Source organism: Microthrixaceae bacterium (assembly GCA_023957975.1).
In the GTDB taxonomy this organism is placed as follows: Bacteria; Actinomycetota; Acidimicrobiia; order Acidimicrobiales; family Microtrichaceae; genus JAMLGM01.
Genome location: JAMLGM010000010.1, coordinates 114,906 through 130,152 on the forward strand (window position 1 = coordinate 114,906; position 15,247 = coordinate 130,152).

The following is a 15,247-nucleotide window of genomic DNA, read 5'->3' on the forward strand; positions in this document are numbered from 1 at the left end:
TCGATAATCTCCCCGCATGATTCTCGTGGGGCTCACCGGAGGCATCGGATCGGGAAAGACGACGGTGTCCGCGGGGCTCGCCGCACGGGGTGCCGTGGTCATCGATGCCGACCGGATCGTTCATGAACTGCAATCGCCGGGCCAACAGGTGCTCGCGGAGATGGTCGAGCGCTTCGGCGAAGAAATCCTGCATCCCGACGGCACATTGAATCGCCAGGCGGTGGCCGACCGCGTGTTCGGCGACGAGGAGGCGTTGGCCGACCTCGGCAAGATCGTGCATCCGAGGGTGTCGGAGGAGATCTTTCGCCGCGTCGCCGAACAGGACCACACCGACAACATCGTCGTGCTCGACATCCCGTTACTCACCGAATCCGGCTGGGAGGGCATGGTGGGCACGATCGTCGTCGATCTCGACACCGAGTTGGCGGTGCAGCGGCTGATGGCGCACCGGTCGTTTCCCGAGGCCGATGCCCGGGCCCGGATCGCCCGACAGGCGACCCGCGAGGAGCGTCGGGCCGGAGCGTGGATCGTCATCGACAACTCGGGCGATTTCGACGATCTTGAGCGCCTGATCGACGATGCCTGGGAACAGATCCTGGCCAAGCGCGACGAGGTGCTCGCCGCCGGATTTCATGGGACGGTGACGCTGGGGCGCGCCGCCGATCGTGGCGCTGAAACCACCGGCGAGACCCGCTGACTCGCGAGTCCGCGAGCATTGACTGTCAGGGGTCGTCACTAGCCTGTGGCTCGTGACCGATCTCGACCAATGGGGCATCACCCGCTCCGACAAGAAGTTCCAGGTCGTGTCCGAGTTCACGCCCGCGGGCGATCAGCCCAAGGCCATCGAAGCGTTGGCTGACGGGGTGTGGACCGGGCACCGCTTCCAGACCCTGCTCGGCATCACCGGTTCGGGGAAATCGGCGACGGTCGCCTGGGCGATCGAGAAGCTGCAGCGGCCCACCTTGGTGCTGGCACCGAACAAGTCGCTCGCGGCCCAGTTGGCGAACGAGTTCCGCGAGTTCTTCCCCAACAACGCGGTCGAGTACTTCGTCTCGTACTACGACTACTACCAGCCCGAGGCGTACATGCCCTCGTCGGACACCTACATCGAAAAAGACTCTTCGGTGAACGACGAAATCGACCGGTTGCGCCACGCCGCCACCTCGGCACTGCTGACGCGGCGCGACGTGATCGTCGTCGCGTCCGTTTCGTGCATCTACGGCCTCGGCTCACCCGCCGAATATGCCGCGAGAATGGTGGTCATGCGCGTCGGCGAGGAGCACGAGCAGCGGAACCTGCTGCGCCGGCTCGTGGCCATGCGTTATGAGCGCAACGAGATGAACCTGACCCGCGGCAAGTTCCGGGTGAAGGGCGACACCCTCGAGGTTCACCCCGCGTATGACGAAACGGCGGTCCGTATCGAGTTCTTCGGCGACGAGATCGAGGCGATCTCGGTGTTCGACCCGCTCACCGGAGAACGGCTGCGCCAGCTCGACGAGTTCATCCTCTTTCCAGCCACCCACTACACGACCTCCGACGACCGGATGACCGCGGCCATCGGCCGGATCGAAGACGAGTTGCAGCAGCGGCTGGCGTATTTCGAGCGGGAAGGAAAGCTGCTCGAGGCCCAGCGCCTGCGGATGCGCACCCAGTTCGACCTCGAGAACATGGCGGAGATGGGGTTCTGTAACGGGATCGAGAACTACTCGGCCCCGATCGACGGACGCGCCCCCGGCGAGCCGCCGTTCACGCTGCTCGATTTCTTCCCCGACGACTACCTGACGATCATCGACGAGAGTCACGTCACCATTCCTCAACTCCACGGCCAGTTCGAGGGAGATCGAAGCCGCAAGCAGACGCTGATCGAGCACGGTTTCCGCCTTCCCTCCGCGGCCGACAACCGTCCGCTCAGGTTCGAGGAGTGGGTTGAGCGGGCCGGCCAGACCATCTTTCTGTCGGCCACTCCGGGGCCGTGGGAGCGCGAGCACTCCGGCGCGATCGTGGAACAGGTCGTGCGCCCGACGGGCCTGATCGATCCGGTCGTCGAGGTGCGCGGGACGAAGGGGCAGATCGACGACCTGCTCGCCGAAATCAACAAGCGGGCCGACCTGGGCGAGCGGACCCTGGTCACGACGCTGACCAAGAAGATGGCCGAGGACCTCACCGACTATCTGTTGGAGATGGGGGTGCGGGTGCGCTACCTGCACTCCGAGGTCGACACGATCGCCCGAATCGAACTCATCCGCGACCTGCGCCTCGGCGAGTTCGACGTGCTGGTCGGCATCAACCTGCTGCGCGAGGGACTCGACATTCCCGAGGTGTCGCTGATGGCCATCCTCGACGCCGACAAGGAGGGCTTCCTTCGATCGGAGTCCTCGCTCATCCAGATGATCGGTCGCGCGGCGAGAAACTCCGAGGGCGTCGTGGTCATGTATGCGGATTCGATGACCAAGTCGATGGACCGGGCGATCGGCGAAACGAACCGTCGCCGCGAGTTGCAACTCGCCTACAACGCCGAACACGGCATCGTGCCCCAGACCATTCGCAAACAGGTGCGCGATATCGTGGCCGATCTTCGCGGCAGGGGCGACACGCCGGTGCCGGGCAAGGACCGCCGTCGCCAACGCGCCGCAACCTCGACGCTGCGCGAGGAGTTCGGGTCGCTGGCCCCACAGGACCTCGGCACGCTCATCGAAACCCTCGAGATGGAGATGAACGAGGCCTCGGCCGACCTGCGCTTCGAGTACGCGGCACGGCTGCGAGACGAGATCAAGGAACTCAAAAAGGAGTTGCGCGATGCCGGGGCGGCCTGAGCATCCAGGGTTGGGCGGCGAGTTGGTGGGTCAGAATCCGAAGCGCAGCGAGGTGCTGTGAGAGCGCTGAATATCCGAACGACGAAACGCAGCGTCGGGGCATAACCTGCCGTCATGGGCGACAACGAAAACGACGCCATCGATCTCGAACACAGCAACGGCTGGCTCGCGTTCGAGATGCTGGGCACGCTGCTTGAGGAAGAGGAGTTCCATCCCGAACAACTCAGCGGAACGACGGCGTACCGATTCGGGGTTTCCGGAACCAACGGACAGTTCCGAGTGGTCGCGCACTGCAACGTGGAACTCGAACAGCTCTACGTCTACGTGCTCACCGACGTTCGAGTACCCGAACCGCGTCGGGGGGCGGTGGCCGAACTGATCGCTCGGGCGAACTACGGCATGCGTATTGGCAATTTCGAACTCGACATGCGCGACGGCGAGGTCCGGTACAAGTCGAGCCTCGACTTCGAACACAACGAGTTGACGCCGAGCCTGGTGCACAACGCGATGATGCCGGCGCTCGCCACGATGGATCGCTACTTCGCCGTGGTGATGAGCGTTGCGTTCGGGTCCGTCTCACCGGCCGACGCAATCACCGTTCTGGAGCCTGCGCCCCAGGTCCCTGCGGATGAGTTCGCAGCCGAGGAGTTCCCAGCCGAGGAGTTCGACGACGAGGGCTTCGACGACGACGAGCTCCTGGACGACGAGTTCCCGGAGTTCGAACTCGGAGAGGCCGACGTGTCGGACGACGCGTCGACCGACACGGCCGAGGACGATCACCCGGCCGAGGACTGACCGCCAGGAAGACCGACCGCCAGGCGGACGCGCCGCCAGGCGGTCACGTCTGTCGGCTATTCGACCTTGACCGCGTCGAGGATGTCGAGACGCGAGGCCCGGCGGGTGGGGGCGATCGCAGCGACGACACCCAGGACGATCCCGAGCACGAAGATGCCCGCAAGCTGTTTCCACCCGAATGCGATGTCGGCCAACTCGGTGGCTCGCAACAACAGCCAGGCGACAAGCGCGCCACTTGCGAGGCCGATGATCGTGCCGAGCAGCGACATCTGCACGGCCTCGAAACGCACCATCCGACGCACCTCGCGTCGGGTCATTCCCACTGCGCGCAGCAGCCCGAGTTCGCGGCGGCGTTCGAAGATCGACAACGACAGCGTGTTGACCAGGCCGATCAGGGCGATCACTACGCTCATCCCGAGCAGGCCGTTCACGGCGTTGATCAGGAAATTGAAGACCGACTCGATGATCCGCCCGAAGATGTTGCCCTCGAACACGAAGATGTTGCCGAGCCCTTGGGTGATCTCCTTGATCTCGCGGGTCGCCTCGGACTTCCGGGTCGGTTCGAAGGCGATCATCATGTAGTTCACGCCGTTGTCGGCGGGAGCGATCTCATCGAACAGTTCGGGTGACAACACGTAGCCGAGCGACCCGGCGTCGAAGGTACTTTCCAGATAGTCGGCAAGCTCCACGGTGATGGAGGTGCCGAGCGCGTTCGTGATCGTCTTGGGGCCGAGCGTCATCGAGTTCGCGTCCATCGGCAACGACACGGCTCGGTCGCCGAGCTCGTCCCAGCTCATCGACACCGGCGTGATGCCGAGCCGCGAGAGGGCGCTGAGGTCGTCGGTGGTACTCACGACGCCGACCGCCCCGTCGATCGTGACGTTGTACTGCCGGATTCGAACCGAAATTTCGACGCCGTCGACCGCCTCGATTTCCTCGACCATCTCCGGGTTGATCGCCCCGGTCATCGCCCCGACGTAGACGTCGGTGCTCTGCTGGTCCTCGACGTAGGACAGCACGGTCGATTTGAGCGAGTTGCCGGCGATCGACACCAGCGTGACGAGCATGACCCCGATCACGAGCGCGTTCATCGTGGTGGCGGTGCGTTTGGGGTTTCGCGACAGGTTCTCCGAGCTCAGTCGACCCGGCGTTCCGGTGAGCGAGACGAGCGGGCGGGTTGCCCACGCCACGAGCACGGTCAGGGCGGGGCCGGAGAGGAACACGCCGATCACCAGAAGGAACGCACCGATGCCGACGAACCACCCGGAGCGGGTGAGGCACAGGCCGACGCCGGCGAGGAACAACACGACGGCGGCGCCGAGGCGAATTCGACCGAGCCGGTTGCGCTCGATGGCGGCCTCGCGCATGGCTTCGACCGGGGCGGTTCGTCCGGCCCGCCAGGCGGGGATCAGCACCGACACCATGGTGACGATGATCCCGGCGGCGAACGCGGTGATGACGATCCCGGGGGTGATGACGATCGACGCCGGTGGAAGGTCGAGGTCGAACGCGTTGAGCACGGCGGTGAGCCCCACCGTGAGCAACGTGCCGAGGAGTAGTCCGATGACCGATCCGATCAGGCCGATGCCGAATCCTTCGAGTCGCAGGGAACGTCGAATCTGGCGTGGGGTGGCCGCGACGGCGCGCATCAACGCGAGTTCGCGGGTGCGTTGCTGAACGACGACCGAGAAGGTGTTGAAGATCACGAATCCGCAGACGAACAGCGCCAACAGCGAGAACCCGGTGAGTACGGGCCCGAGCACATTGAGCACCTCGTTAAGGACGCTTCGCATGCTTTCGCGGAACGTGTCGCCGGTGACGGCGGTGAATCCGTCGGGGAGGGTGACACGGATCGACTCGGCGAATTCGCCCTGAGACACGGTGCCGTCGCTCTGCACGAGCACGCGGGTGAAGGTTTGTTCGGCGTTGGCGCCGAGGGTGAATGCCCAGTCGGGGGCGGCCATCACCGTGCCGGTGGAGTCGACCGAGTCGGTCGTGCCGAAGCTGGTGACCCCGACGACGGTCACGTCGACCGCTCCGCTGAGGGACGTGAGCGACGCGGAGTCGCCAAGGGACAGTTCGCGATCCTTCATCGTCCCGCGGTCGAAGGTGACCTCGCCTTCCGCCTTCGGTGGGCGCCCCTCGACGATGGTCACCGCGTTGAGGTCGTTGTCGTACCACGGGCGAACGGTGAGCCCCTGCATGTCCATGATCGACAGGTCGTCGGCGAACGCGTCGTCGGCGAAGCGCGACATCCCGCTGATGTCGCCGATCGCCGCCTCGACGTGGGGGAGCGCGGAGATGGTCTCGACGAGGACCTTGTCGATGCCCGCACCCGACATGAGTCCCGACCCGGCGAGTTCCTCGTTGCGCAGGGTCACCGCGGCGTCGACGTGTTCGTACTGCCGGTCGATTTCTCCGCCGAGGGAGTTGCGGATCGAGGTCGTCAACATGTTGCCGGCGACGAGGAACGCCACCCCGATGGCGATGGCGACGAGGGTGGCGATGAACCGCGACAGGTTGGCGCGGAGGGTCTTCATGGCGATGGAGAACACGGCGCTCAGCTCCCGAACTGCAACATGTGGTCGATGACGGATTCGGTGGTGGGAGATTCGATGCTGTCGACGATGCGGCCGTCGGCCATGAACACGACGCGATCGGTGTAGCTGGCGGCGACCGGATCGTGGGTGACGATCACCACGGTCTGGGCGGCCTGATCGACGGTCGTGCGCATGAACTGCAACACCTCGGCGCTCGAACGCGAGTCGAGGTTGCCGGTGGGTTCGTCGCCGAACACGATCGTGGGCCGGGTCATGAGCGCCCTGGCGACCGCGACGCGTTGCTGTTGGCCTCCGGACAGTTGGGCCGGCTTGTGGCGCAGGCGGTCGCTCAGCCCGACGACGCCGACGAGATAGTCGAAGTACTCCCGGTCGACGGGGCGCTTGGCCAACTTGAGCGGCATGAGGATGTTCTCCTCGGCGGTGAGCGCCGGCACGAGGTTGAACGACTGGAAGATGAACCCGAGTTGCTCTCGACGCACGAGGGTGAGTTCGGTGGGTGACATGTGGGTGGTTTCGACGCCGCCGATGAACGTTCGGCCCGCCGTGAGGGAGTCGAGGCCCGCCATGCACTGCATGAGGGTCGACTTGCCGGACCCGGAGGGACCCATGACGGCGGTGAACCTGCCGGATTCGAAGGCGAGGGTGACGTTGTCGAGCGCCGCGAGCGGTCCGTCGCCGGTGGTGTAGACCTTGGAGCCGTCATGGATCGACGCCGCCGGTACCGACGCAGGTGGGGCCGAAGCTGGCGGGGCCGATGCAGGTGACATTTGGGGCATCTGCGGGGAAATCGGGGGTGGTACCGGTGGGGGAATCGAACTCAACGGGGCTCCAGGGCATGGTCGGTCGTGGGACGAGACTACGGGCGGCGGCTTGGTCGATGGTGGCGCGTTTGGCGAGAGTGGCGAGATCGGCGAGATCGGTGAAGTGCCGGCGCCGGCACCGGCGGCTACAGCACGTCGACGGCGCGCTGGCGCAGCCAGTGGTCGGCGAGGGTCAACAGGGCGGCCGCCTCGACGAGGGGGACGGCGCGGGGCAACACGCACGGATCGTGGCGTCCCTTCGCCGCCAGTTCGACGGGCTCGTTGTCCCGGTTCACCGTCATCTGGGGTGACGAGATCGTGGCGGTGGGCTTGAAGGCGACACGAAACACGATGTCCTCGCCGTTGGAGATGCCACCCTGGATGCCGCCCGAATGGTTGGTGGCGGTGCGGGGCCGGCCGTCGGGGCCGGGCACGAAGGCGTCGTTGTGTTCACGGCCCGTGAGGCGGGTCGCGGCGAACCCGTCGCCGAACTCGACCCCGCGGGTTGCGGGAAGCGACATCGCCGCCTTGGCGAGATCGGCGGTCAGCTTGTCGAAAACCGGCTCGCCGAGGCCGGCGGGCACGTTACGGGCGACGCAGGTGACCACGCCGCCGAGCGAGTCTCCGTCCCGGCGCGCCGCTTCGATCGCCTCGGTGATCCTCGCCGCGTGCAGCGGCGACGGGCATCGCGTCGGGTCGGCCTCGACCTGTTCGAGGGTCACACTCGTCGCGTCGATCGCCTCGTCGGCGTCGATCGAATGCACCGAACTCACCCACGCGAGCACCTCGATGCCGGCGGCGACCTTCAGCAGCTTTCGGGCGACGGCTCCGGCGGCGACCCGGCCGATGGTCTCGCGCGCCGAGGCCCGTCCGCCGCCGGCGATCGCGCGGATGCCGTACTTGGCGTCGTAGGTGTAGTCGGCGTGGCTCGGCCGGTACAGGTCGGCCATGTGGTCATAGGCGCTCGAACGGTGATCGGCGTTGCGGACCTCGAGCGCGATGGGGGTGCCGGTGGTGCGGCCCTCCCACATGCCCGAGAGAATCTCGACGACGTCTGCCTCGTTGCGTTGGGTGACCAGTCGGCTCTGCCCGGGTCGACGACGGTCGAGGTCGGCCTGAATGTCGGCCTCGCACAGTTCGAGCCGGGGAGGGCAGCCGTCGACGACGACCCCGACCGCCACCCCATGGGATTCGCCGTAGGTGGACACCCGAAACAGCCGGCCGCTCTGCGAAGACATGCTCACAAGTATGGCGTGGACGCCGATTGGTTCATGATGAGTTCCGCCCTGCCGACGATGGCCGCGCTTCGCACGCGCATGTTCGATCGACAGGTCTCGCGAGTGTGGCCCCACGCGTTGGCCTTGTTCGCCCTGTTGATGGCCTGTTCGTTTCTCGTGTCGAACGGCAGGATCTCCAACGCCGATGAGGGGGCGGTGCTGTCCCAGCTCGAGATCATCGACACCTACGGAAGCTGGATGATGCCCAATCCTCTTCCATCGATCGACCCCGACGGTTCCTGGTTCGGCATCGAGAACTCGGACCTCGGCGCCACCGGGTTCCTCACCTACGGCAAACACCCCATGTACCCGACGGCGATGGCGCCGTTCTACGCCGCGTTCGGCTATCACGGCCTGTTGAGCGCCTCGGTGCTCGGCACCGTGGCGACGGCGTGGGCGGCCGCCGCGTTGGCCCGGCGTTGGCGCCCGAGCGCTGCGGTGGCGACGCTGTGGGTGGTCGGGGTGGCGACGCCGATCTTCTTCGATTCCTTCTGGGCGATGGCCCACACCATCGGCGCCGCCTTTGCCACGGTGTCGCTACTCGGCGCGATCGCCGTGGTCGTCGATCGTCGCCGGATCCACCTCGTCACCACCGTGTTCGGCGTGGCGGGAGCGGCGTTGTTCCGGAGCGAGGGGGTGCTGTGGGGTCTCGCGCTCGGCGTGGCGGTGGCGCTGTGGGGGTCGTTGGACGCGTGGCGCCGGGCTCGTGCGGAGGCCCCCGGTACGTCGCCGAGGGCGTCGGTTCTCCGGTGGGTTCGCCGTCTCGACCCGTTCGCGGTGGCGACGAGCGCACTCGCGGGTGGGGCTGCGATGGCGGTCTGGTGGCTCGACGGGCGCTGGTTCAGCGCGCTCGCGCAGGGCGACCTCGAGGCGTTTCGCATCGTCACCGAAGACATCGGTTGGCTCGAGGGCCGCTGGAAGGGCATCGCCACCTCGGTGGTGCAACTCGACATGAACCACAACGCCATCGCGTCGCTGTCCGCACTCGCCGCGGTCGCTGCGGCGGTGATCGGGGCCACGGCGTTGCGTCGCGACGAGCCGGACGAGGGTCGCCTGAAGTTGGCGGCGGTCGTCGGATCGGCGGCCGTCGCCGGTGCGGCGATCGCGCTCATCGCCGGTTCGGCGTCGGTCGTGATCGCCGGGGTGGTGTTCGCGAGCCCCTTTGTCTTCCTCGGTCTCGCCGCCATGCGCCGCGACGTCGCAGCGTTGCCCGGCATGGGGTTGTCGCTGGGTGCCAGCGGCGTGTTCGTGGCGGCGATCATTCTGACGCAGTACCCGCAGGGCGGTGGTTTCGAATGGGGTGGCCGTTATTTCCACCTCGTCCTGCCGACCTTGACCGCGATCTCGATGGTCGTGGTCGCCGACGGGTGGGCCCGCGTGCGGGGTGGGTCCGCGGTGTCGCTCGGTACCAGACGGGCGGTGTCGACGGTGGTGTTGGCCTTCGCCGCGGTGACCGCGGCCCAGCAACTCGACGTGCAGGTGGCCTCGCGGCAGGGGCCTGCGGATCTGGCGGAACGCATCGCCGAGATCTCCGCCGGACTGCACGACGGAATCGGCGGTGATGCTGGCGGTGAAGTCGGAGGTGAGGCCGGGGGCGAGCCCGGACGCGGGGCGATCGTGGTGGTCGACCACCCGGCGTTGGGGCGCGCGATGTGGGCGGAGGCGGTGCACGGCCGGTACCTGCTGATCGATTGGAGCGACCCCGGCGAACTCACGCGACTCGGCGAACGGATGTCGGCCGCTGGGGTGCGCGAGTTTCTCTACATCACCGCGAGCGATCCGCAACAGCGTCGCGAGCAGGTTCCCGGGTATCGCTGGGATCCGCAGCGCAGCGCAATGGGCACGAACTATCACTTCCTGGTGATGACCGCCGACTGACCGCCGACTGATCGGCCGGTCTGATCGGCCGATCTGATCAGGCCGCATCCGGCCGACGAACGAGTGTTCGGAAGCGATGTGATAGCGTAACGTCCGATGGCCGATACCCTCTCCATTCGCGGCGCCAAAGAGCACAACCTCAAGAACATCTCCCTCGACCTTCCTCGCGATCGCCTCATCGTGTTCTGCGGGCTGTCGGGGTCCGGCAAGAGTTCCCTTGCGTTCGACACGATCTATGCCGAGGGGCAGCGGCGATACGTCGAATCGTTGTCCTCCTATGCCCGCCAGTTCCTCGGCCAGATGGACAAACCCGACGTCGAGGTGATCGAGGGGCTGTCGCCGGCCATCTCCATCGACCAGAAGACCGCGTCGAGAAACCCGCGCTCGACGGTCGGCACGGTCACCGAGGTCTACGACTATCTGCGCCTGCTGTATGCCCGCGTCGGAGTTCCGCACGACCCCGAGACCGGCGAGGAGCTCATCAAGCAGACGCCCCAGCAGATCGTCGACAAGGTCCTGGCCCTCGAGCCCGGAACCCGGTTCCAGGTGCTCGGCCCGGTGGTGCGCGGGCGCAAGGGCACCTACGAGAAGCTGTTCGCCGATCTCGCCAAGGATGGGTTCGCCCGCGTGAAGGTCGACGGTGAGGTGCACGACCTGGCCGAGATCACGGGCGACTCGCCGCTCAAGCTGGCTCGCTACGAGATGCACGACATCGACGTCGTGGTCGACCGTCTGGTGTTGCGCGACGATCTCGAACGGCGCCTCACCGAGTCGATGGAGACCGCGCTGCGCCTCGGCGAGGGGGTCGCCCACATCGAGCTGCTGCCCAAAGACGGCGAGCCCGAACTGTTGACGTTCTCGGAGAAGTTGTCGCGGCCCTCCGACGGCAAGAGCTTCGACGAACTCGCACCGCGCAACTTCTCGTTCAACACGCCCTACGGTTACTGCCCGACCTGTCAGGGCCTCGGTGTGAAATTCGAGGTCGACCCCGAACTCGTCGTGCCCAACCCCGACCTGTCGATCGGCGAGGGCGCCATCCACCCGTGGGCGAGCGGGCACGCCAAGTACTTCCACCGCCTCCTCGAATCCACCACCGAGCAGTTCGGCATCGACATCGACGCCCCGTGGGCCAGCCTCGATTCTGATGAGCGGCGGCTGATGCTGTACGGGGTCGAGGCCGGCGACAAGGTGCTGGTGAAGTTCCGCAATCGTTACGGCCGCACCCGTACCTACTCGGCCACCTACGAGGGGGTCATCCCGTGGCTGTCGCGGCGCCATTCGGAAGCCGAGAGCGACTGGGCCCGCGAGAACGCCGAGGGCTACATGCGCGAGGTGCCGTGCCACAGCTGCGGCGGCGCACGCCTCAACGAGTACTCCCTCGCGGTCACCGTCGCCGGCCACAACATCTTCGAGCTGTCGAGTCAGCCGATCACCACCGCGCTCGACATCATCGCCGGCCTCGAGTTGAGCGACCGTGAAAAACAGATCGCCGAGCGAGTCCTGAAGGAGATCACCGCCCGGCTCAGGTTCCTGGTCGACGTCGGTCTGGGGTACCTGAACCTGCATCGAAGCGCGGCGACGCTTTCTGGCGGCGAGGCCCAGCGCATCCGTTTGGCGAGCCAGATCGGCTCTGGGCTCGCCGGGGTGCTGTACGTGCTCGACGAACCCTCCATCGGGTTGCATCAGCGCGACAACCACCGCCTCATCGAGACCCTCAAGTATCTGCGCGACCTGGGCAACACGGTGATCGTGGTCGAACACGACGAGGACACGATTGCCGTGGCCGATCACGTGGTCGATATCGGGCCGGGCGCGGGGGAGCACGGCGGTGAGGTCGTGTATTCGGGTTCGGTCGCCGGGCTGTTGAAGAACCGCAAGTCGATGACGGGCAAGTACCTGTCGGGTCGGCTCAAGATCGAGGTGCCCGAGACCCGCCGCGAGCCCGGTGAGCGCCGGCTCATCATCCGTGGAGCACGTGAGAACAACCTGCGCAACATCGACGTGGAGATTCCCCTCGGCGTGTTCGTGGCGATCACCGGGGTGTCGGGGTCGGGCAAGTCGACGCTGGTGAACGACATCTTGTTGCGCTCGCTCAGCCAGCAGTTGCACGGGGCCAAGACCCCGCCGGGGCTCCACAAGACCATCGAGGGCATCGACCAGATCGACAAGGTCATCAGCATCGACCAGTCGCCGATCGGGCGCACGCCCAGGTCGAATCCGGCCACCTACACCGGCGTGTTCGACCACATCCGCAAGCTGTTCGCCGCCACGACCGAGGCGAAGGTGCGCGGCTATCTGCCCGGTCGTTTCTCGTTCAACGTGAAGGGCGGCCGCTGCGAGGCCTGTTCGGGCGACGGCACCATCAAGATCGAGATGCATTTCCTGCCCGACGTCTATGTGCCCTGCGAGGCGTGCAAGGGCGCCCGTTACAACCGCGACACCCTCGAGATCCTCTTCAAGGGCAAGTCGATCGCGGACGTGTTGAACATGCCCGTCGAGGAGGCGAGCGAGTTCTTCGCTAACCAGCCGAACATCGCCCGCTACATGGAGACCCTCGTCGACGTCGGCCTCGGCTATGTCCGCCTCGGCCAGCCCGCCACCACCCTGTCGGGGGGCGAGGCGCAGCGGGTGAAGCTGGCCACCGAGTTGGCGCGCCGCTCGAAGGGCCACACGCTGTACGTGCTCGACGAGCCCACAACCGGGCTGCATTTCGAAGACATCCGCAAGCTTCTCGGGGTGTTGCAACGCCTCGTCGACAGCGGACACTCGGTGTTGACGATCGAACACAACCTCGACGTCATCAAGACCGCGGACTGGATCGTCGACCTCGGCCCCGAGGGCGGTGCCGGCGGCGGAACGGTGTTGGCCGAGGGGGCGCCCGAGGCCGTGGCCAAGGTCGACGCCAGCCACACGGGGCAGTTCCTCAAGCCGTTGCTGGGTCTGTAACGGTCCTTCGTTCGCCCGTGCCGGTTGGACTCGCCGGTGTGGTCTGCGCGGTCTGCGCGGTCACGGTCTGAGCGGTCGCCGCGCCGCGCCGGGTATTCGCCCAGAAGAATGCGAGGAAGGCGACCTGGCTGGCGGCACTGCAGGCCGCGGCGCCGTTCATCCCCCAGATCGGAATCGTCACGACGAACCCGGTGAGGGTGAAGGCGGCGATGATCACCGAAACCCGGGCGACCCCGGAGTCGTCGCCGGCGACGAGCTGCAGGGTGCGAAACGGCGCCGAGAGTGCGAGGGCCACGGATCCGATCAACAACAGCGCCAGCGCGCTGCGGCCGTCGCGGTACTCCTCGCCGAACACCGTGACGGCCAGCGTTGCGATCGCCGCGCCGCCGGCGGCGGTTCCGATGCCGAGGAGCGCGGAGAGTCGCATGCAACGACGTCGTAGTTCGGCGTCGTGGGCACCGCCGTGGCGGGCGAGCGCGACGACCCTCGGGACGGCGGCGGTGATCGACAACCACAACACGAGCGACAACGCGTTGGGGAATCGCAACATGGCCGCGTAGATGCCGGTCTCGTGGTCGTTCACGAGCCACGCCAACAACACGACGTCGAGGGAGATGATGAGGTTCTCGGCGAAGATCGCCACCTGTCCGTGTCCTCCCGCCGGAGCGCCGGCGGTCGACCGGTGCCCGCGCGGCGCCGGGTTGATCGCCACCGAGGTTGCGTACCAGAGCAGCGCTGCCGCTCCGATGATGAGCGACGCGCTCGAGTCCGTCGTGCCTCCCGCGACGATGCGGTCGACGGCGAGTACTCCCGCCACGATGCCGGCGCCGTGAACGAGGGAGGGCACCGCCGCGATTTCGAGGCGGTTCTGGCCGGTGGCGATCCATTCTCGGCTCGCTCCACGGGCGAACACGCCGAGCGCCATCGGTGCGAGTTCGGGCCAACCGATCGCCACGGTGGCGAGGGCGACGAGGGCGGTTCCGGCCAGCGACCACGACTCCCGCCGACGCTGCCACGCCCAGATGGCCGGGCTGTCGGCTCCTCGGCCAGCGACCTCGCGGGTTCCGGCGTAGGCGACGCCCCGGTCACACGCGAGCGCTACGAATCGAACGATGACCAACAGGACCGAGATTCGTCCGAACGAACTGGGTCCGAGCGAGCGCGCCAGCAGAACGTACCCACCGAACTCGGCCACATTGCCGGCGACGCGAAGCCCGACACCGCGAACCTGGCGGAACGAGGAAGCCCGACCGGTTTTGCCACTCACACCTTTACGCTACCGGTATGGATCTGAACTCCGTCGATGTCGTGATCCTCACCTGGAACGATGAGCCGTCGATGCTCGACACGGCGATTCGCTCCGCGCTGGGCAGCGTCGGGGTCGAGGTGTCGGTCCACGTCGTCGACAACGGCAGCGAACCCGCACCGCTCCTCGCCGAGGACCTGCAAACCGACCCCCGGGTGCGCCTGATCCGGTCCGAACGCAACCTCGGGGTGGCTCGCGGCCGCAACCTCGGCATTGCGTCGGGCCACAACCCCTACGTGTTGCTGCTCGACAGCGATGCCGAGTTGCGCCCCGACTGTGCGCGACGCCTGCTCGACGCCGTGCGGACCCCCGTGCCGGGCGATGTGTCGTTCAGCGCGCCCGTCTATGCGGGCCAGCGCCCCGAAGAGTCCGCAGGCATGGCCCCGACGTTGAGGTTGAAGATGGCCCGAGCGCTGAACCTTCGGGGGGACTACCAACCCGTGGCGGTCGACGGGGAGCCGACGTGGGAGATCGACTTCGCCATCGGTGCGTGTCAACTGTTTGAACGCTCGGCGTGGGAGTCGATCGGCGGCATCGACGAGACCTACTTCTACGGTCCTGAAGATGTCGACTTCTGCCTCCGCCTCAAGAAGAGCGGCCGCCGTCTCGTGCAGGTGGCCGGCGCCGAGTGCGTCCACCCGCCGCGACGCCGACACAAGAACCTGCTGACCGTGCGCGGCGCCCAGCACGGAGTGGCCGTCGCCCGCCACCTGTGGAGACACCGCGGCGGCGTCTGACCCGCCCCCGGCGCCCCGCCCTCGTTGGGCGTTCTGTAGGTAATCGCGGTTGTCATAGCAACCGCGATTACCTACAGAACGGGAATCGGGCGGGCGCGCGGCGGGGGAATCGGGCGGGCGGTGGCGGGAACAGC

The 15,247-nt window shown here is 66.8% G+C and carries 10 protein-coding genes; 6 read left to right on the forward strand and 4 right to left on the reverse strand.

Translation table 11 applies throughout. The features are described 5' to 3' along the window. Positions 1-16: 16 nt before the first annotated feature. The 3 genes from coaE to M9952_14175 all read left to right on the forward strand — a co-directional run bounded on the left by coaE (position 17) and on the right by M9952_14175 (position 3,608). Positions 17-697: a dephospho-CoA kinase gene (gene coaE / locus M9952_14165; GenBank protein ID MCO5314067.1), complete on the forward strand. Its 681-nt coding sequence runs from the start codon at positions 17-19 to the stop codon at positions 695-697. Positions 698-749: 52 nt separating this feature from the next. Further along, entirely contained in the window at positions 750-2,813 is a 2,064-nt protein-coding gene (uvrB, locus tag M9952_14170) for an excinuclease ABC subunit UvrB (protein ID MCO5314068.1), read from the forward strand. A 114-nt stretch (positions 2,814-2,927) separates the two neighbouring features. Then, the gene (locus tag M9952_14175) at positions 2,928-3,608 is read left to right on the forward strand and encodes a YbjN domain-containing protein (GenBank protein ID MCO5314069.1); all 681 of its coding nucleotides are present in this window, start codon (positions 2,928-2,930) and stop codon (positions 3,606-3,608) included. Between the two features lie 56 nt (positions 3,609-3,664). Here the strand turns inward: M9952_14175 and M9952_14180 are convergent, their stop codons facing one another. The 3 genes from M9952_14180 to aroC form a co-directional block, all read right to left on the reverse strand. Then, a complete protein-coding gene (locus M9952_14180) occupies positions 3,665-6,163 on the reverse strand; it encodes an FtsX-like permease family protein (GenBank protein MCO5314070.1) in 2,499 nt (832 codons plus the stop codon). Positions 6,164-6,168: 5 nt separating this feature from the next. Then, positions 6,169-6,936 (reverse strand): ABC transporter ATP-binding protein, encoded by a 768-nt coding sequence (locus M9952_14185; protein ID MCO5314071.1) that lies wholly within the window; start codon positions 6,934-6,936, stop codon positions 6,169-6,171. A gap of 179 nt (positions 6,937-7,115) precedes the next feature. Next, positions 7,116-8,207 carry a chorismate synthase gene (gene aroC / locus M9952_14190; GenBank protein MCO5314072.1) on the reverse strand — a complete coding sequence of 364 codons (1,092 nt, stop codon included), beginning with the start codon at positions 8,205-8,207 and terminating at the stop codon, positions 7,116-7,118. 15 nt (positions 8,208-8,222) lie between these two features. On the opposite strand from aroC, the gene M9952_14195 reads away from it, so the two are divergent. Next, positions 8,223-10,124 carry a hypothetical protein gene (locus M9952_14195; GenBank protein ID MCO5314073.1) on the forward strand — a complete coding sequence of 634 codons (1,902 nt, stop codon included), beginning with the start codon at positions 8,223-8,225 and terminating at the stop codon, positions 10,122-10,124. A 96-nt stretch (positions 10,125-10,220) separates the two neighbouring features. Next, positions 10,221-13,070, forward strand: a complete 2,850-nt coding sequence (gene uvrA / locus M9952_14200; protein ID MCO5314074.1) for an excinuclease ABC subunit UvrA — start codon at positions 10,221-10,223, stop codon at positions 13,068-13,070. On the opposite strand, the gene M9952_14205 is transcribed toward uvrA, so the two are convergent. Then, entirely contained in the window at positions 13,048-14,337 is a 1,290-nt protein-coding gene (locus M9952_14205) for a hypothetical protein (protein ID MCO5314075.1), read from the reverse strand. The genes uvrA and M9952_14205 overlap by 23 nt on opposite strands. Positions 14,338-14,354: 17 nt before the next feature. Here M9952_14205 and M9952_14210 point away from each other — a divergent pair, with 17 nt between their 5' ends. After that, the gene (locus M9952_14210; GenBank protein MCO5314076.1) at positions 14,355-15,113 is read left to right on the forward strand and encodes a glycosyltransferase; all 759 of its coding nucleotides are present in this window, start codon (positions 14,355-14,357) and stop codon (positions 15,111-15,113) included. Positions 15,114-15,247 lie beyond the last annotated feature (134 nt).

What these genes read in the sequence shown, in the direction of transcription:
- uvrA (MCO5314074.1), top strand. Translation starts at nt 10,221, where the DNA reads ATGGCCGATACCCTCTCCATTCGCGGCGCCAAAGAGCACAACCTCAAG.
- aroC (MCO5314072.1), bottom strand. Translation starts at nt 8,207, where the DNA reads ATGTCTTCGCAGAGCGGCCGGCTGTTTCGGGTGTCCACCTACGGCGAA.
- M9952_14210 (MCO5314076.1), top strand. Translation starts at nt 14,355, where the DNA reads ATGGATCTGAACTCCGTCGATGTCGTGATCCTCACCTGGAACGATGAG.
- M9952_14185 (MCO5314071.1), bottom strand. Translation starts at nt 6,936, where the DNA reads ATGTCACCTGCATCGGCCCCGCCAGCTTCGGCCCCACCTGCGTCGGTA.
- coaE (MCO5314067.1), top strand. Translation starts at nt 17, where the DNA reads ATGATTCTCGTGGGGCTCACCGGAGGCATCGGATCGGGAAAGACGACG.
- M9952_14175 (MCO5314069.1), top strand. Translation starts at nt 2,928, where the DNA reads ATGGGCGACAACGAAAACGACGCCATCGATCTCGAACACAGCAACGGC.